Genomic DNA, 19,207 nt, shown 5'->3' on the forward strand with positions numbered 1-19,207 from the left:
TGCTGAGCAAAAGATGTCATCCCCCAGGTTGTGTGTTATCACCAACCTGAACGGTGGGATACAACTCGTTGGTGATAACACCAACGATGGGAAAACATATACAATACCTGACCTGAGTCATCCCGAATTTTGGATGTGAGTTTTACCAGCGTCTATTCTTTTGAAAAGAGTATAGGCGCTGGTTTATTTTTAGATATCTCTTTAGTTGAGTTGGTTTATTTTCCCTTTCATTTCTCTTCCACAGGCTTCTTCATTTTTTTCTTGTCCAAAAAAGGACAACAAATGAGAATTTGTTGGGCCAGCATGTGTGCCAGCCGCAAAAAAAGGCACTTTTCTCCGATCCTTCCGCCCGCAAGGCCAAAGGCCAACCTCGCGGAGAAAAGAAGCCCTGCGCACTTACACGGCCACTCGCTATTGAAGTAGACACCACTCTCTTTGTAACTCCTTTGCTTCTCTTTTTCTAGAGGATGCGATAGTCTTTTACTCAAAATCTGGGATAATTCATATTTGTAGAAGCATGAAACAACAGGCTATACTGAAGTGGACTTATTGTTTCGTGTCCAGTAAAAATAAAATGGCAAGCCTGTAAGAATCAGAAACAAGCCAATACCTGCTTCTCGTGGACGTTCTATCAATGTATTTGCAATGAGTACAATACAGAATATAATAAAGAGTGCTGGGATAACCGGGTAACCAATTACTTTATATGGACGAGGAGTATCTGGCATTTTGTAACGAAGAACAAACACTCCCAATGTAGTAGCTCCATAAAATATAAAAGAAGCAAAGATCAGCATATCAGTAAGCTGATCAAAGCTGCCCGATAATACAAGCATAGATGCCCAGAAAGCCTGTATTAGTAGGGAGTAGGAGGGCGTGTTATATACAGGATGAATATAATCAGCCTTGCGAAAAAATAATCCCTGATTGGCCATTTTGTAATATAGCCGAGAGGCCATTAGTGCGGTAGTGTTAGTACAGCCAAAGGTAGCGATGAGAATAAGTATAGATACTAGTAAAGCTCCGGTAGTACCCCAGAAGTGTTTGACAACAGCTACGGCTGCAATTGTATTTTTAGATTCATGTATCTGAATAAAATCTGTAACTGGCAAAACGTACAGATAGGTGAAGTTAACCGCGAGATAGATCAGAATTACACCTAAAACGCCAAAAGTGAGAGCCAGGGGAATATTTCGGTTTGGATTTTTAATCTCTCCGCCCATATACCCTACACTGCTCCATCCTTCATATCCCCAGAAGGCAGCCAGCATAGCTGTAAAGAGAATATTAATGAGTGAAGGATCTGTCCATGAGCGACTCACATAGGTAGGGGCTGGTGTCTGAATGTTTGTAAAGGAACCTCCTCCAATGGTCAATCCGGCTATTACAATCAATACAATACAGGCTACTACTGTTCCAGTTACAATGTTACTTAATCCTTCTCCAAAACGTAATCCTTTGTAGTTTACCCAGGTAAGCGAACAGATAAGAATAATTGCTACTAGCTTGACACCTATATTATCGAAAGGCTGAAAAATTCCAAACAGCGATAGTTGGCTTACCTCAGGTGAAAAAGTAGGTAATGTCCATAAACTGTTAAGAGATTGTGAAAAAACATACGCAATTGAAGCAATAGATGCTGAACGAATCACTGCAAAGCAAGACCAGCCGTACAGAAACGCAAACAAGCGGCCATAGATTGTCCGAAAGTAGACGTATTCTCCTCCTGCATCGGCTAGCAAACTGGCAACTTCTGCATTACTCAAAGCGCCAAATAAACTGACTATTCCCGCAAGCAACCAGCAAAATAGTACCAGGCCAGGTGATTGAAGTTCGGCAGACATAGGAGCCACCTTCTTAAATATTCCAGAGCCAATGATAGAACTAATAACGAGAACGGTAGCGGAAAATAATCCCAAAGAGCGGACCAGATGTCCCTGAGTTTTGGTAGTGGTTTGCATGTATGGTTTGCTTGGTACGGAAATTTAACAGATGAATGTGACTGCTGATTGTAGCTGGAAAGTTTTGAAACACCTAAAGTTAAGACCTATCATGAAAAGACTTGTACATTTCCCTGCTTTTTTGATGATCGTTTTTGGGATCAGTGCGTGTCAGGAGCAGGAACAGGAAAGCACTGTGAGATCCGCTGCTACTTGTCAGATGACACAATATAATAATGTGGTTTTTCATTATTCAAGTACAGATGGAAAGTTACAATCTTTGGATTTTCCAGAAGGTAGTTATACGTTTGAATATGGTTCAGATGGATATCTGGCTTCTGTTGAGGCAGTTCATTCAGGAACAACCTATGCTGTAAAAACAGATAGTAAAGGGAACATCACAGAAGCAATGGACTATCAGTTCAATTATGACGATCAGAACCGGTTGGTCATGGTTCAGAAGCTTACTGGAGAGATAAGCTCATATCGGCGTTTTGAATACGATACAAATGGCAATCTGTCCAAAGTGTTTACCAAAGCATTATCTTCTGTTCCAGTTCCAGGTGCTCCGCCAGTAAAAGAAGTCCTTTCTTTGGGTAACTTTCTTTATGACACTAACAATACACCCTGGCAAAGCGATGCTATATTGAAATGGGTTGTACTTTCTTCTTTACTTACTCCTTTTGAAGTAGCTGACCAGGTGGGTGCTTACAGCCTTCATAACTGTGTAGGATATTCCATCTATTATGCAGAAGATATGGAAAATCCACGTTTCACCAGTAGTGTAAATTATACTTATAGTTCAACTCAGGTGCCTGTACAATATAACGTAACAGGTAATGCAGGTGCCTACAGTTGTAGTTATAATTATCAATGTGGCAATGATTAATGACTACATTCTTTCTTGTTCTCCAAAGGATGTGTAGATTCGCGGGTAAAAGATCCCCCGAATAGTATGATACAGCTATGTTTTGCGACCAATAATCGCCACAAGATTGAGGAAATTTCCAGACTTGTTGGTAATAATTTTCACATTGTCAGTTTACAGGAGATCGGCTGCTATGAAGAACTTCCTGAAACACATGATACCATTGAAGAAAATGCTTTTGAGAAGGCAGAATATGTATGGGAACATTTTGGCGTAAGTTGTTTTGCAGATGATTCTGGCATTGAAGTAGAAGCCCTTAATGGTGAACCAGGAGTAAATACTGCTTTTTATGCGGGTCCACAACGCAATGCCAATGACAATATGGATCTGCTACTGAAGAAGCTTCAGGGAAAAGCAAATCGCAATGCTCATTTTCGTACCTGTATAGCCCTTATCATTAATGGTGAAAAATATTTGTTCGAAGGTAGAATTGAAGGTCTTATTCTGGAACGTCAGCAGGGTACAGGAGGATTTGGATATGATCCTATCTTTATGCCCAATGGCTATCAGAAAAGTTTTGCTGAAATGACATTGGATGAAAAAGGAAGTATCAGTCACCGGGGAAAAGCAGTACAGAAACTAATTGAGTTCCTACAAACAATGCAGAAATAAGGCTTTATCTCTGAGTGTATATGTAGTGATTCAGAATGATTACTAACTATAATCACAAGTCCAGACAGAGTCATGCTGAATTTTGGATGTGAGTAAAACCCAAGCCTATACTTTTGAAAAGTATGGACTTGGGTTAATTTTTGAGATCCCCTTTCTTCGTTTCTTTATTGTCACTTACAGCCTTCTACTTGTGGCATGGTACTTTTTTGCTTGTCCAAAAAAGTACCCCAAAAAGGACAAAAAATTCCAAAGCTTCACCCCGCAAAGCCAACGCTAGGCCCGCGGAATTTTTATCCCTACGCACCTACACTACCTTCCACGATTGAAGTTATCTTTGCTCTCTTTGTAGCGCCTTTGTTTCTTAACAAGAGATACGTCTTTTATTCAAAATTCGGGATGAGTCATATATTTTTTTAGAAAGATATGTATGCTCTTGTTCCTCTATTGAAAAAGAGTGGCATACTCAGTAGGTATCGCTTGAATTTTTCGTATCTGAATATCTTTGAATAATACTTCTGCTGCTTCACTCTGTAACTGTATCTTGCCTTTGGTAAGAGGCACTGCCTTACCGTTTTCCATGTATCGTGAATGCTGGAGAACCATCACCACATGGCCATTCACAATGTGTAGACTCTTATCCTGAAAACAGATTAATTCCAGTGTATTCCATTCATTGTTTGGCTTTTCATAGTTTTCGCTACGCAGGCAGAAACCACGTCCTGGTACCCCTGTACCAAATGGTAAAAATGACTGAGTAGTACTAGCTACACTATTCATGTCTCCTTCTGACAAAAATGCCCGGATATCAATGGCAGAGTTAGCAATATTCCAGTAATCACCTATATGACCTTCCATAATCTGGAACTCTTGTGATAACTTCCAGGCTCTCCAGTAATCCACCCCACTTTCACCTACCGAATGATACAATATGCCACTATCCCGTAGTTTCTCTGTACGAGGCTCGTACTTTTTATCACCCCATTTGACTTTGAGTTTCAGGTGATAATTCTCATATTCCTGTTTGGTAAATACCGACCCATAGATTTCTCCACTGATTCGTAATACAGGTTCGCCTTTTTCTTCTATCACCGAAAAGACGTTTTTTTCATTGGTATTGTATCCGATTGGTTTGATCAGCGAACCGGATTCGTCTTTTGGGGCGTCACCTTTGTAATCACGCGCATGACGAAAGCTTAGATATATCTCCCAATTAGACAACTTCTTATCTAATAACGGTGTCCATTGGTCTTTGGGCTTGAATGAAGGAACCCAGATAATTACTAAGATTAAAAGAAAAAAGAGGCTATATTTCATACTACCTATAAAATGGGTTAAATAGATAAAAGCCCAAAGGTAGCAGATCGATAGAGGGGATTATTTGTATAAATTCATCATAAAACGGTAGTTTTATTGATTTGTGTCATTACTGGCAGAGTGGCTTTTATTGCCTTCCATTTATCAATAGAAACATGAGTCATCCCAAGTTTTGAGGAAAAGGATATCACATCCTTTAAAAGAAAAGAAGTAAAGGAGTCACAAAGAGAGTGGTGTCTACTTCAATCGTGGGAGGTGGTGTAGGTGCGTTGGCAATCTTTTCTCCGCGAGGTTGGCCTTTGGCCTGCGGGCGGAAGAATCGGAGGAAAGTGCCTTTTTTTGCGGCTGGCACACATCCTGGCCCAACAAATTCTCATTTGTTGTCCTTTTTTGGGCAAGCATAAAAGTAAGAGGTCAATGGAAGAGTGATGTAAGGGACTATAAACAAATGTAGAAAGAGAGATTTCCCAAAAATTAACCCAAGCCTACACAATTTTCAAAAACATAGGCTTGGGTTTTACTCATATCCAAAATTTAGGATGACTCATGTAAAAGAAGCAATAGAATAGGTATATTATTTCAGTGTCCATACTGTTTTGATGTCTGTAATTTTAGATGTAGCATCCATATCACAGCCAAAAACTAAATCTCCCTGACAGTTATAAGCAGATACTCCGGCACATGTACAACAAAGCGCTCCTGACAAAACAGGGAAATAAATAGTTTGCCCCTCATAGGTACCTTGCTGAACACTTTGTAATACACAGAAAGGACTTTCCGGATCTCTATTGGAATTCTTGATTAGTTCTTTGAGCCAGGGTAGATCCTCTACAGGGTTATTTACCCCACAAGCTGGTGTCGATCTTTTGGATTCAGGGCTTATACCGTCAATAGACTGGCATGATACGAATAACATAGTCATGCATGTGAAAAATAGTAGAAACAATTTCATGAGCGTGGTATATTTCAGATTTTTAAAATTGTTATACCCTATTGACACTCAGTATGCTTAAATGGTTGTCAGTTAACGGAGATTTTTTGGAGACATTTGTTTTAGTGGAAATTGCAATACTATAAGCCTTGTTTAATTCTTTCTACTGGGATGTGATAACAATTACTCCAAACACCATTTTTATCCCAAATCGTTTATACGCTTCCAAACCTTTTACAACCTCAATAGTATATTTTTCCGGTTGTTCTTTTATAGATTTCAGCTTTTCCTGAAGCGCTTTGTTTTTCCTGGGCCTTTTTTCTACTATACCATTTTTAGCAGGTATGCTTATCTCCTGCACATAGATTTTGCCATCAATGATATAGGTCAGATCCGGATTTTGGCTGAAATCTTTTTCACGGACATAGATAAGTGATTTGGGATAGTCAATAAAACCGCCTTCTATCTTAGTCAGATTGGCAGACGGACTAATAAAATACATGAGCCTGGAGTTCATTAAACTCAGGCTATCCTGGCTATTTAAATTGCCTGGTGAAATTTCGATAGTTTTGCCGTGAGTAGTATACATGAAAGTCTTTTTGACCTGTTCTTGATTTTGGTGCGGAATAGTACTGAGTTCAATGATTGACTCACTGATAAACTTTAGCCTGCAATTAGGCAGATCGTCTTCCATAGATACAGATACATAATAATCATTAGATTTCTGACCATAGAGACAGGTACAAGCAATCAAGGTGACCAGGTAAATAGTGAAAAAGCTTTTTATAGTTTGAAGAATACCTCGTCTTTCAGATTTCATGCTATAACAGATTTACATTTTTATCTTTTGTATACCAATACAGGTAGAACAACTATACATTGTTCCTGACTTTTAGAGAATACCTGCAAACCTATATGATTTTAAGATAAAAACTCTGTCCATGACTTATTGTTGTCAATGCAACGTCGCAATTTTCTAAGAAAAGCAGGCTTTCTAACTACTGGAGCCTTGCTTTCTCACTCTACACAAGCTTACCAGAATGTTACACCTATTCAAAAAGGTGACCATGTACTTATTCTGGGTGCAGGCGTTTCTGGTCTGTCTGCCGCCTACATGTTACAAAAACGAGGGGTCGCTTATACCCTGCTGGAAGCAAGATCAAGAACAGGTGGACGGATACTGACACATACAATTGATAAAGATACTGGCTTACATGTGGAACTGGGAGCTGAGTGGGTAGGCGCTTCTCACAAACGCTTACTTGCCCTTTGTAAAGAGTTAGACCTGGAAGTAGAGGATCATTCGTTTCGGTTTTATTCTCTTTTGCAGGGACAATATACTACCCCTGATACCTATCAGCCAGATGTAGCATGGGATAAGAAATACAAAGGGCTACTGGAAGGATTTCTAACTAAAAGTGAAAAAGAGAAAAAGCGGCTGGATAAAATTGACTGGTGGAGATATCTGGTTAGCCAGGGTATTCCGGATCGTGAACTGGAGATACGCGAACTCAATGACAGTACAGATTTTGGAGAATCCATTCGAAATGTATCGGCGTATTCTGGTATCTCGGAATATGCAGGCTCAAGCCCAAATAATGAAATGGACTTTAAGATAAAAGGAGGGAATACTCAGCTTATTGAAAAGCTAACTGAGAAGGTAGGCACTGATAAAATACTGAAGAATAAAAAAGTAACACATGTTTATCAGGACAATAAGCAGGTAAAGGTTACCTGTAAGGATGGAACTACCTATACTGGACATAAACTAATTTGTACGCTGCCTGCTGTAGCAGTGCTGGACATTCAATGGAATCCTGTGCTGCCAGAGTTACAGATAGAAGCTCTACAGCAACTACAGTATGCACGAATTATCAAATCGTCAGTATTATTTACAGAACGCTTCTGGAAGGACGAAGCACTAAGTATTGTCAGTGATACCTTGCCTCATTATTTCTTTCATACTACCAAAAATCAACCTGGCCCCAAAGGTGTTTTGACCTCTTATACCATTGGCGATAAAGCACATATTTTTTCACGACTTTCAACAAAACAAAAGATTTCACGGATCTGTCAGGCTTTGGATACTGCTTTTGGTGATACTGAATCTCTGGCTGAAACAGCCGTTTACTATTACTGGGCCGATGATGCCATTACTCAGGGTGCCTATGCCATTTATGATGTAAATCAATGGTATGGCATTCGGGAGGCAATTGCTCAGTCATTCAAACATGTTGTTTTTGCTGGCGAGCATATTGCTGAGTGGCAAGGATTTATGGAAGGCGCTATTCAGACAGGCGAAGATGCAGCATTGGCGTTGCTTGGATAGAAGGAATCGGTTATGATTATTTTCTTAAAGATACCTATATTTGTTTACAAAAGTGTTCTATTTCAAAGCGAGTATGGAACTTATACAGTATCTTGAATCTTATAAACCGATTTCGAAAGAGGATGAATCATTGATTGCAGGTGTATTTGAACGTCTACAGTTTAAAGAAGGGACAATGCTCTCTGCTGTCAATCAGATCTGCAAAAAGATTTATTTCATTTGTAATGGTATACTACGTATTGTATCAGTTTCTGAAAAAGGAAATGATATAACCCATTTTTTCTTAAAAGAGAATTATTTCTGTACCATTACCAATAGTTTCAATAATCAGATTGTAGCCCAGGAAGGCATTCAGGCAGCTACAGATGTAGAAGTGCTGGCAATTGGTAAAGAAGAACTCAGTGAATTGTATCTGCAAGTTCCGTATATAAAAGAAGTCATACAGAAAGTGATGCAGGAAACGTTACTGCAAAAAGTACAAGTCCGTAATACCTACCAGGGACTTGATGCAACAAGTCGCTATAAGCTTTTCTTAATGCTTCAGCCAGAAGTAGCTGCACGAGTTCCGTTAGGGTATATTGCATCCTATCTGGATATTACTCAGCAGTCGCTAAGTCGTATACGAAAAAATCTTTCCCAATCCAGCTACAATCAGCCAACTCGACCTTAAAAGGTATCATTCCACTTATAGTAATAGGTAAAAATCTAGACTCTTTATTTCGCACTGCCAGAGCCTGATCGATTTTACCAAATGTTAAATAGATTCGGTTGGGTGTTAGTGACTTTTGTATTGTCAAAACAAAAAACAATACAATGGATACAACATTTCAACATCAGAGCCTCAGAGACAAAAGAGTTGTCATTCTGGGTGGAAGTACAGGTTTGGGATTTGCTACAGGCAAGGCGGCTGCACAGGAAGGTGCTAAAATTACGTTGGTCTCACATAGTCTGCAAAAATTAGAGATCGCTGCAAGTCAATTACCCTCAGAGACAGAGATATATTCTGTAGATTTGAGTGAGGAAACTAATATTCGTAATTTTTTTGAGGGCTATGGTCAGATAGATCATTTAGTGTATACAGCAGGTGAAAATCTGACTCTGAATACGATTGAACAGCTAAGTCTGGAAGCAGCACAGAAGTTTTTTGCTATACGGTATTGGGGAGCTTTGGCTGCAATAAAATATGCTAAGAAGCATATAAACTCAGGTGGCTCTATCACATTAACAGGTGGAATCGCCAGTTTACGGCCTCAAGCTGGATGGGGTATAGGCGCTAGTATTTGTGGTGCAATGGATGCTTTCACCCGTGCTATGGCCGTAGAGCTTGCTCCTATACGGGTAAATATCGTTTCTCCAGGCTTGGTGCGTACCAATCTCTGGAATAGTATGGACGAAGCAGATCGGGATGGTCTTTTTCAGACAGTAGGTCAGGCGTTACCTGTAGGCAGAATAGGTGAGGCAGATGAGGTGGCTCAAACCTATCTTTACTTTATGAAGCAAGCATTTAGTACAGGCCAGTCAGTGGTTGTAGATGGTGGAAATGTGCTTGTGTAGTAGATATCCATACTTCTTTTCAGTCCAGTGTCTTTATGTGAAGTTGCAGTAGACTTATTTTCTTTGTATTGATAGTAAGCCTACTGCAGCTTTCTATAATCTGCTTTGTATTGGCTATTTATTAGCCTTACTTGATTCTATAGTAGTAAGCAGGTCATACATAACCTCAAATAAATTTTCTCTCTGAAAGGGTTTGGTCACACAAGCATTCATGCCTTTGTCCAGATATTCTTTTATATTCTCCACAATAGCGTCAGCCGTCAGTGCAATAATAGGAGTAGATACACATAATTCTTTTCGTATAATCTCTGTAGCTTCTATTCCTCCCATAACAGGCATTTGAATATCCATTAAAATAATATCAAATTCCTGCTTTCGTACTGCTGCCACAGCCGCCAGACCATCAGGTGCGAGCGTAACTTTTGTATTCCATTGCTCCAGAATAGTAATTGCCAGGAGTTGGTTAAACTCATTGTCTTCTACCAGCAGTACAGATTTTTCATTGAGGAAATCAGGATTGGCCTCATGGATAGATTCTTTCCTGGCAGTTATTTCTATACCTTTTTCGAGTGTTACAGTTAATGAGAAAACAGATCCTTTGCCAGGTGTACTAGTTACTTCCAGTGATCCTTCCATTAATTCTGATAACTTTCTACAAATAGAGAGCCCTAAACCCGTGCCACCATATTTACGGGTCGTAGAAGTATCAGCTTGTGTAAAATCATCAAAAATAGAGAGTAACTTATCCGGCGAAATCCCAATGCCTGTATCCTCTATGGAAAATCGGATTATCTGATAGGACGTCAATTCTTTCAATAATGTTGCCGTAAGAGTAACTCGTCCATGATCTGTAAATTTAATAGCATTACTAAGCAGATTCATCAAAATCTGATTCAACCGGTAAGGATCGCCTTTTATATACTTGCTTATGCGATGATCTATTGAGGATGTCAGAATAAGATTTTTCTCAGAGGCTTTGATTTGTAACGAACGGATTAAGGTGGATAGCTTCTCTTTCAGGTCAAAGTCAATATGCTCTAATTGAAGCTTGCCTGCGTCTATCTTAGACAAATCAAGAATATCATTAATAATAACCAACAGATTGCCGGCAGATGTATGAATAGAATGCACATACTCTTTCTGTTTTTCTGTTAACAGGGTTTCACTAAGTAAGCCGCTAAGCCCAATGATAGCATTCATAGGCGTCCTGATTTCATGACTGGTGTTTGCCAGAAACCGTTCCTTAGTTGCCGCTAACTCAAGTGCTTTCTGACGAGAAAGTAATAGTTCTTTTTCAGCTTCCTTCTTATAGGTTACATCACGGGCAATGGATGTAATACCCACAATCTCATTGTTCTCCAGAATGGCGATACTGTTTTGAGACAGCCAGACTCGGGTTCCATTTTTATGTATAATTGTATACTCTATGTTTACTTTAGATAGCTTCTTTTGGACTTGTTCCCCAAATAGTTTACTTACATCTTCTTTGGATTCAGGGGAAACAACATCCTGAATTTTCTTACCAATAATCTCTTCCTCTGTATACCCTGTAATCTCTCTTGCTGCTGAATTGATATAAGTAATGATGCCCTGTGTATTGCAACGGAAGATAATATCTGTTGCATTTTCAACTAATTGCCGATACAAAAGCTCTTTCTCCTCAAGTTTTTTCTTTTGCTCTTTAAGGCTTTCTGCCAGCGATTTTATTTCTGCATTGTTGATTTCATTCATTTTCAGAAACTGAATCATATCTGTAAATGAATCACTCAAAGAAAAATCCTGCAGACTTAATGAATATCTGGATAACTCAGTCGTTTCTATAAACCAGGGAGTACCAATAAATAATAGTGTATTATTGTTGTTGAGCTGAATAAACTGCCCTCTCAACGTCAATCCTTTTGTTTTTTCTATAAGAATAAACAGATGAGACGAATATTCCAGAAAGCTCTCAAATGTGAGTTGAAGGCTCCAGGGTCGCTGAACGACAAAACACGACTCAAACGATGGATAATGAGCCAGTAAAGGATTCATTTTCTGTAAGCTGTTCCCTGCATTTTTAATATTCAGGAATTGATCCAGTTCAAAGAAAAATGGAAAGAGCCGATTTATATTAATAGGATCATTTCCGTATATAAAATCCATCTTACACAAATAATTTAGTATTCAATACTAGAGAACAAACCTTCTTGTTAAGAAAAGGTTTAACATGGTTAAATAAGTTGTAAGGCCTATATACTACACCCAGCTTATCTTAAAGATATCCGGGTCACGTTCCCCAACTCTCTGCTGAAGTAGTACAACAGAAATGGTTTCCTGAAAGGATTCCGCTAATCCTACAATCAATCCTTCTGCGAAATAAGTCAATCCAGGTCGTGTGGAGTAGTAGTATAAGTGCAGTTCCTTGTCTGTGATGGTAAAAACTTTAAAATCAGGAGGTGTAATACTTGGATAGATAAGCATTACCCGACTATGAAAGTTAGGCAGATTTAGTAAGAACTCCTTGAGACTTGTTCCTCCTGCATGCATAAGTGTTCCATAATGCTGATGCCCGGTATTCAGTATCCAGTACTTGCCAAAAGCCAGTAATATTTCATTCTGACTTATACCAAGTACCTGACTGGCAGCCCCAATGAGTTGGTATGTTGTGGCATCCTCATAGTGATCATTACTAAGAAACCGATCTTCTTTTATGCCACTCTGCACTTTGATCTGATCCCACTTTTCGCTACCAAAGTTTTCAGTCACAAGTCCCTCAATAGCTTTATTTATTATTCCATACATATGCCTATAGATTTTACACAACCAAGATGTTATTCTTTCTTACATACACTCACTTCCTTAACCATCCAAAATAGATAATCCGGCTCTTGATAAACTATACCAGGCTATTAGCTTTTAGTTCTTTGACATATAATTGATTTGTCAAATGTTAAGTAAGAAAACGTATTTATTGGTTTGAATGCCAATAGAGGAACATTTTTGAGGCATCCAAAATAGTTGTAGAGGGCTTGTGAATACTAATTTAAAGTTTTCGATAAAAAAACTAAAAGTCAAAAAAAAGCGTTCTTTTTATGCAATAAAATTACCATAAAAAATACATATCCTTCTATTTGAGAATCCGTCTCATCGCTGGCAATTGCTTGATACACAGTATTTTTGCATTTGCTATATCTGATTACAATCTATAAAGAAAAAGCACAATCATCTGAAAGACAATTGTGCTTCTATAAAATAAGTATTTGTAGAAGAATATTAGCTTAAAACTCTTTTCACCAAGGATCGTCGTATTAAACTTCTGGAGTTACTGCTTTAAATAATTCAAAACCCACTTTATTTCTCTCTCAATTGAGTCTTTCAAATTTATTTTTAATTCTGCAGGCAATACTTCCCATGTATAAGTTTCTATTTCCAGGTGATGTGTAAATGGACTAGATTTTTGAATACTTAATACCTTTTCTATATCTTCCTGGGTAGATTGTAACAGACCATAATCCTTAATAAACAAGGGTACATGGAAATGTGTACGCCACTCTGCCACATCCGGATTAAAAATATGTGGCAAGGCATCCGAAAGGTCTGGATACTGCTGACGTACAGCCCAATTCTCATTTGCATGTAAATTTGTTTTTCTGGCTACAACCTGATGAAGGTATGTCGATTCTGACAAATTTTGAAAAGCTTGTAGTAAAGGCCCTCTGGACTCAACAGGTGTAGGCAAATCCGCTTTGAGGGCAGCGCTAATCTGAATCTTTCCAATACGAATTCCCGCTTCTTTAAAGGCTTTTACTGCCGCAGCAGGCTCTTCATACATTACAGCGAAGTGACATACATCATAGCATAACTGTATATGCGTGCGGGCCAGTTCCTCGGCAGCATCATGTTTAACAGAGAGATTATCTACCAAATAGGCAGTAACAATGGGTATAAGCGTTTTATTAAAAAGCTCAATCGTATCCTGCACATGATCAATAGATCCATCAGGTTCTGGCTCTATATCTATATGGATTACTTTTCCTTTTTCCAGAGACAATCCAACCAACTCTTTCACTACCTCAGCCATATGCAGACATCCTTTTCGGATAGCATCCTGGTGTGCAGACGGATTAGTATACCATCCCCGATAGGACAAAGGAGAAGTAGAGATACCTGCATCACATTTGTCACACGTATCGGGTACATTAGGTAGCTCTGCCAGGATCTGTGCTAGTCTGATAGTATAGTCCCGTCGCTCCGTTGTTGTCCAGTCTGGACGATGTACATCATCTTTTACCCGTTGCCGGTGAAAGCCTCCATAAGGAAAGCCGTTCATGGTAAACACATACAAGTTGTGTTCCGTAAGCCACTTTTTGAAAGCATCCAGTTCGGCTGGTTGAATGAGTGTTCGACTGGCTTGATCTGGCAATCGTAGACCTATTGCAAAAGCATTATCTGGTGCAATAGATTCCTTGAGTGGTAGCACATACTCCTGCAGACTTTGGAATATATCTTTCCAGGATTCGCCTGCATGAATATTGGTGCAGTAGGTGAGATGAATATTATTACTCAGATGCATGGGGTAATAATCAAAAAGTGGAAATACATCATGTATCACTTACATACATGATGTACCTGTTTCAAACTAAATATTAACTTCGGTTTTCTGTTTTCGTGTCTCCAGAATACCAATGGCTTTTGTCATTAATTCGGTATTGATTTCGTGGACTTCTACCCCTCTTCCAATTCGCTCCAGCAACATAATCGTAAGGCGTCCACCTAAGTGTTCTCTAAACTCATGCAAGCCTCGAATTACTGCCAACTCTCCGGTAGATGTCCTGGCTGATAGTTCAGGGATATATAATTCAAAACCTAATTGTTCCAACAACTCTAGTATCTGATCTGATTCCTCAGCTGACAGCTTGCCTACAAGTTGGGAATAAATACTATCCAATGCAATCCCAATAGCTACAGCTTCGCCATGTCGTATCTGATAACCATTCAATGCTTCTAGTTTATGAGCAGACCAATGACCAAAGTCCAAGGGACGAGATGATCCCATTTCAAATGGATCTCCACCCGCAATATGATTCAGATGTAACTCTGCACATCGGTGAATCAGTTGTTGCATAGCAGGCATGTCTCTCGTTGCCAGGGCAGAGGCATTTTCAAAAAGAAATGAAAAGAAAGCAGAGTCCTTAATTAATGCTACTTTAACTGCTTCTGCAATTCCACTCCGCCAATCTCTATCCTGTAATGCTCCTAAAAAGTCAAAATCATTCAAAACGGCAAAAGGAGGAGCAAAGGTGCCCAGAAAATTCTTTTTGTTAAATGCATTTACACTGTTCTTCACTCCAATGCCGGAATCATTCTGTGCCAATACTGTTGTTGGTATCCGTATGAGACGTACACCACGATGCGAAACCGCCGCAGCAAACCCTGCCATGTCTAATACTGCACCACCACCTATGACAGCAATATAGGAGTGTCGGTCTATGCCAAACTCATTTACAGCCTGCTCTATCTTTTCTACCCACTCTGTCGTATTTTTGCAAGCTTCACCACCTTCTACGAAAATAGGACTTCCCGCAAGCTGGAAAATGGTTCGGTTTGCTTCTGCATAGGTTTGTATTTGCTCTTCCAGTTGGGGGTATGCAAGGGCCACTCCACTATCAATCACAAATAAAACCTTACCAATAGCTCCTGGATAAGAAGGCTGTATAGTTTGTGCAAAAAGAGGGTTATCCAGCTTGAATAATCCGTTGGTAAAATGTACGGGATATTGAAATCTAACCTGAAACTGTTGATATAAGGATTGCATAATAGGTATAACTCGCTACAGATTCACAAAAATGCGAATCTTTTATTAAAATGTGAAGAAACTGGACTACTTCATTATCAGGTTGGGATTTGCTTTCTACTTCCCGTAACAAATAGTAATCCGGAAAAGTTGATAACAGGGCTACTATACATACAAAAATCGGTTTGCACAGATATCATTCTGGTGCAAACCGATTTCCAAAAGTTACGAATGTTATCTATTTCAAACTCTGAAAGGATGCTTTTTTCTGGAAGGAAATTGTATCCAATGCAAACACACCCTGAGCTCCTGCTTTTTCATTCTTAAATACAAAGAAAAGTGAATGAACTCCTGTTGCAGTAGCAAATGGTATTTTGACATCTCCTGTAGCAGTTGCCGCAACTTCCCCTTGTCCGATTAACTTGCCATCAGGTGCGTCCAGGTGTATTTCCAGTGTACCGCCTTTGGTATAAGCCGGATTACTAAAAACGGTTACAACCGCTCCTTCAATTCCTGTCAGATCTATGCTATTGTACATCAGGTAGCTATTGTGAGCAGTCCCTACCGCCAATTCACTACCTGTAGGTGCTTTGTATTTCATGATTTCTTTAGATCCATCAAAATCAGCTGCTTTCATTTTTGCATTGCGCAATACAAGCGTCTTTTGTGCAGTAGCAGGTCCAATCTCTCCTTTACCCTTGTCGGTATAAGAAGCAGTAAACAAATAGGTTCCATTTTTTCCATTCGTTTTGGTTACATAGGTTCCTTTCAGTGGATCACTTTTCTTTTCGTCTGCCAATGATAAAATATATTTTACCATGTCAGTAGCTTCATCTTTTGTTAATTGAGGGTGTGCACTCATGGCTTGTTCACCCCATACACCTCCACCTCCTTTGATCACTTTATCTGCCAGTTGAGGTGCAATGCGCGATTTGCCTTTGTATTTTTTGGCAACATCTAAATAAGCGGGTCCTATAGATTTCTTGTCGATAGAATGACACGCTTTACAATCACTCAATTCAATAAGACGTTTGCCTGTAATAAAGCCTGTATTCATCTGATGGCCTTGTGCAATCATTGTTTTGTCAAAACCTTCCAGATAGTTAATATTCAACGCTACATCTTCTTTCTGAATGGTTCCTTTGCTCAAATCTCCATCTTCCTTGTCTGACACTTTTACTTCATAATCAACAGGCTCATTATCCCAGAAGAAAGATTTATTTCCCTTTACAGCAATATCTACCTGAGGTACATCATTTCCAACTTTTACTTCCAGTTGAGTAGTGGCAACATTTCCATTAGCGTCTGTTACTTTGAGAACAGGCTTATACACTCCTGGTTTTGTAAAGGTAAATGACGGATTCTGTAATGCACTTTTAGGCGCTCCTGGGGCAAAAGTCCATTCATATTTTAATGCATCATCGTCATAATCTACAGTTCCCTTAGATGAAAAGCTGACTGTCAGTGGAGCCGCGCCTGCTTTTTTTGAAGCCGTAGCTACAACAGCAGGAATACGATTACCAGCATTATAGGTAATATGACTTAACATAGCCTCATCATTCTGAGCAAACCAGTTAGGTCCATATTCCAAGGTATACAAAGAACCGTCTTTAGCAAATTGCATGTCAATAACATGGCTGAATTTAGTGTTTGGCAGAAAACGTTCCATACTTACAAAATCTCCCTGTTCATTCATGGTCACAGACATAACCCAGTCACGCATCCAATCATATGCAAAGAACTTACCTCCATAATAAGAAGGAAACTTTACATTCGAATCCTGATAATCTTCAGGATAATAGACAGGGCCTGCCATTGCATTACGCCCTCCCTTGCCTACAAGGGGAAAATCTGGAGACTCAGCATAAGGATACCAGATAAAGGCCTTTTGTGCCGGAGGTAATTGATTTACGCCCGTATTGTGTGGCGAATTATTAACAGGATGCAGTGGGTCAAACCACTCACCCGAACTACTATCTGCGTAATTAAAATGACGATACGGTTTGTTGTCACCAATAAAATAAGGATATCCAAAGAAACCTGCTTTGCGAGCCTGATTTACTTCATCATAGCCACGAGGGCCTTGTCTTTCACTGTCTTCACCTGCGTCAGGTCCTACCTCTCCCCAGTACAGATAGCCTGTATGTTGATCTATTGATATCCGGTAAGGGTTACGATTTCCCATCACATATACTTCCGGACGGGCTTTGGGAGTACCTTTGGGAAATAAGTTTCCTTCCGGAATAGAATAGGTGCCATCTTCGTTTACTTTAATCCGCAGAATTTTACCACGAAGATCATTACTGTTGGCCGAAGTATACTGTCCGTCCCAACCTTCACGTCCCTGCCGTTCATCCAATGGAGCATATCCTTTTTGTGTAAATGGATTGGTGTCATCTCCTGTAGACAAGTACAAGTTACCTTGTTTATCAAATGCAATAGATCCTCCTGTATGACAACAATCTGTCCGTTTTACTGGGACTTTCATGATTACCTGTTCTGTACTCAGTAAGATAGTGTCTTTCACTGGATCAAATTTAAACCGAACCAAACGATTGGCTGTATCAGGAGCCACATCATAAGAGTAATACATATATACCCATTGGTTCTGATTAAAATTAGGATCTATGTTTAAACCCATTAAACCATATTCAAACTTTTTGTATACAGGAATAGTAGCAACCAGTTTGGTCTTTTGCGTTTTGGGATTGTAAAGTTTTACTGCACCTTTCCGCTCTGTAAATAATACCTTTCCATTATCTAATACAGCTAACTCGGTAGGCTCATCCAACTTGCTGGACAGATTGATCTTATTAAACCGGTTTTCTTCCGGAACCCGCATACTTTTGGCTTTCTTGTAGTCGATTGTCTGCCCTTCTGTTACATACTGAATCCCTCCCCACAAATGCTTCAGGAATAGATCTTCAGTAAAGGTTTCATTAGTATGTCCGAAGTTAGTGTAGAAGACTTTACCTCCATCGAAAGCATGATACCAGGACATAGGATGGAAATCACCCATTTTGCCATCTTTGTACGTTTTCTCGTCAACAGTAATCAGAGGTTTAACCAGATCTTTCTGATAGGATTTAAAATCATAAAACTCGTCTGTACGATCAAACTGTTCAGGTAAGTCTTTTGTAGACGGATGGTTTTTGTCTACAACATGCATTGTTCCTTTCTGTACATTGGGATTTCCTGGGTGAGAGGCAAACTGAGCCCCTACCAACTTATTGTACCAGGGCCAGTCATATTCTGTATCTGTAGCCGCATGAATGCCAACAAATCCGCCCCCGGACTGAATATATCTCTCGAAGTCAGCCTGCTGGTTATTGTCCAATACATCTCCGGTAGTACTCAGGAAGATGACTGCCCGATATTGTTTCAGATTTTTTTCGTTGATTTTGCTTGCATCTTCTGTAGTATCTACAGCAAACCCCTTCTCTTTTCCCAACTTAATAATGGCCAGCTTACCTGCTGGAATAGAAGCATGTCGAAAACCTTTTGTTCTGGAAAAGACCAGTAATTTCATAGGTTTTGCAGCAGAGGCTGTTTTCGTTTGTGGCTTGGTTTGCGCATACGTCTGAAGATTGAGTATCACAAAAACACCCATCCACACTATCGTTCGGCAGGTTTGTAAGACTTGAAACATGAGAATAGATTATTTAAAGCGTATACAATTATAAATGTTAATCTGACACGTAGACTAACAGGCTCCTAATTTACACTAAACACTTCTCTAAAACAATCTAATTTTTTATTGAAAAAGTCACAAAGGAATATTGGTGTCTCTTCTAATATGAATTACACTTTTTCGTTGAAAAAATAT

At 39.3% G+C, this 19,207-nt stretch carries 14 protein-coding genes; 5 read left to right on the top strand and 9 right to left on the bottom strand.

The features are described 5' to 3' along the window. Window positions 1-530: 530 nt before the first annotated feature. Window positions 531-1,961: an APC family permease gene (locus tag QNI15_RS22485; protein WP_314033637.1), complete on the bottom strand. Its 1,431-nt coding sequence runs from the start codon at window positions 1,959-1,961 to the stop codon at window positions 531-533. Between the two features lie 91 nt (window positions 1,962-2,052). Between QNI15_RS22485 and QNI15_RS22490 the strand changes: the two genes are divergently transcribed. Together QNI15_RS22490 and QNI15_RS22495 are read left to right on the top strand one after the other, a co-directional pair. Beyond that, the gene (locus QNI15_RS22490) at window positions 2,053-2,829 is read left to right on the top strand and encodes a hypothetical protein (RefSeq protein ID WP_314033638.1); all 777 of its coding nucleotides are present in this window, start codon (window positions 2,053-2,055) and stop codon (window positions 2,827-2,829) included. Window positions 2,830-2,895: 66 nt separating this feature from the next. Then, window positions 2,896-3,480, top strand: a complete 585-nt coding sequence (locus QNI15_RS22495; protein WP_314033640.1) for a non-canonical purine NTP diphosphatase — start codon at window positions 2,896-2,898, stop codon at window positions 3,478-3,480. A 441-nt stretch (window positions 3,481-3,921) separates the two neighbouring features. On the opposite strand, the gene QNI15_RS22500 is transcribed toward QNI15_RS22495, so the two are convergent. The 3 genes from QNI15_RS22500 to QNI15_RS22510 all read right to left on the bottom strand — a co-directional run bounded on the left by QNI15_RS22500 (window position 3,922) and on the right by QNI15_RS22510 (window position 6,545). Next, window positions 3,922-4,794, bottom strand: a complete 873-nt coding sequence (locus QNI15_RS22500; RefSeq protein ID WP_314033643.1) for a 3-keto-disaccharide hydrolase — start codon at window positions 4,792-4,794, stop codon at window positions 3,922-3,924. A 574-nt stretch (window positions 4,795-5,368) separates the two neighbouring features. Next, window positions 5,369-5,710, bottom strand: coding sequence for a hypothetical protein (locus QNI15_RS22505; protein WP_314033645.1), 342 nt, complete (start codon window positions 5,708-5,710; stop codon window positions 5,369-5,371). A 178-nt stretch (window positions 5,711-5,888) separates the two neighbouring features. Then, window positions 5,889-6,545, bottom strand: a complete 657-nt coding sequence (locus tag QNI15_RS22510) for a hypothetical protein (RefSeq protein WP_314033647.1) — start codon at window positions 6,543-6,545, stop codon at window positions 5,889-5,891. A gap of 138 nt (window positions 6,546-6,683) precedes the next feature. Here QNI15_RS22510 and QNI15_RS22515 point away from each other — a divergent pair, with 138 nt between their 5' ends. The 3 genes from QNI15_RS22515 (at window position 6,684) to QNI15_RS22525 (ending at window position 9,608) form a co-directional block, all read left to right on the top strand. Then, window positions 6,684-8,054 carry a flavin monoamine oxidase family protein gene (locus QNI15_RS22515; RefSeq protein ID WP_314033649.1) on the top strand — a complete coding sequence of 457 codons (1,371 nt, stop codon included), beginning with the start codon at window positions 6,684-6,686 and terminating at the stop codon, window positions 8,052-8,054. A 73-nt stretch (window positions 8,055-8,127) separates the two neighbouring features. Continuing rightward, window positions 8,128-8,724, top strand: a complete 597-nt coding sequence (locus QNI15_RS22520; RefSeq protein ID WP_314033650.1) for a Crp/Fnr family transcriptional regulator — start codon at window positions 8,128-8,130, stop codon at window positions 8,722-8,724. Window positions 8,725-8,867: 143 nt separating this feature from the next. Further along, on the top strand, window positions 8,868-9,608 hold the full coding sequence (locus QNI15_RS22525; RefSeq protein WP_314033652.1) for an SDR family oxidoreductase: 741 nt from the start codon (window positions 8,868-8,870) through the stop codon (window positions 9,606-9,608). A 114-nt stretch (window positions 9,609-9,722) separates the two neighbouring features. Here QNI15_RS22525 and QNI15_RS22530 read toward each other — a convergent pair whose 3' ends face one another. From QNI15_RS22530 to QNI15_RS22550, 5 genes are all read right to left on the bottom strand, one after another. Further along, on the bottom strand, window positions 9,723-11,750 hold the full coding sequence (locus QNI15_RS22530; RefSeq protein ID WP_314033654.1) for an ATP-binding protein: 2,028 nt from the start codon (window positions 11,748-11,750) through the stop codon (window positions 9,723-9,725). Window positions 11,751-11,843: 93 nt separating this feature from the next. After that, on the bottom strand, window positions 11,844-12,389 hold the full coding sequence (locus QNI15_RS22535) for a heme NO-binding domain-containing protein (protein ID WP_313991244.1): 546 nt from the start codon (window positions 12,387-12,389) through the stop codon (window positions 11,844-11,846). Window positions 12,390-12,909: 520 nt separating this feature from the next. Further along, a complete protein-coding gene (eboE, locus tag QNI15_RS22540; protein ID WP_314033656.1) occupies window positions 12,910-14,160 on the bottom strand; it encodes a metabolite traffic protein EboE in 1,251 nt (416 codons plus the stop codon). A gap of 66 nt (window positions 14,161-14,226) precedes the next feature. Then, window positions 14,227-15,402, bottom strand: coding sequence for a 3-dehydroquinate synthase (locus tag QNI15_RS22545; RefSeq protein WP_314033658.1), 1,176 nt, complete (start codon window positions 15,400-15,402; stop codon window positions 14,227-14,229). A gap of 217 nt (window positions 15,403-15,619) precedes the next feature. Beyond that, window positions 15,620-19,030 (bottom strand): ThuA domain-containing protein, encoded by a 3,411-nt coding sequence (locus tag QNI15_RS22550; protein WP_314033660.1) that lies wholly within the window; start codon window positions 19,028-19,030, stop codon window positions 15,620-15,622. Between the last annotated feature and the right edge of the window lie 177 nt (window positions 19,031-19,207).

The organism is Xanthocytophaga flava (genome assembly GCF_030068545.1).
In the GTDB taxonomy this organism is placed as follows: domain Bacteria; phylum Bacteroidota; class Bacteroidia; order Cytophagales; family 172606-1; genus Xanthocytophaga; species Xanthocytophaga flava.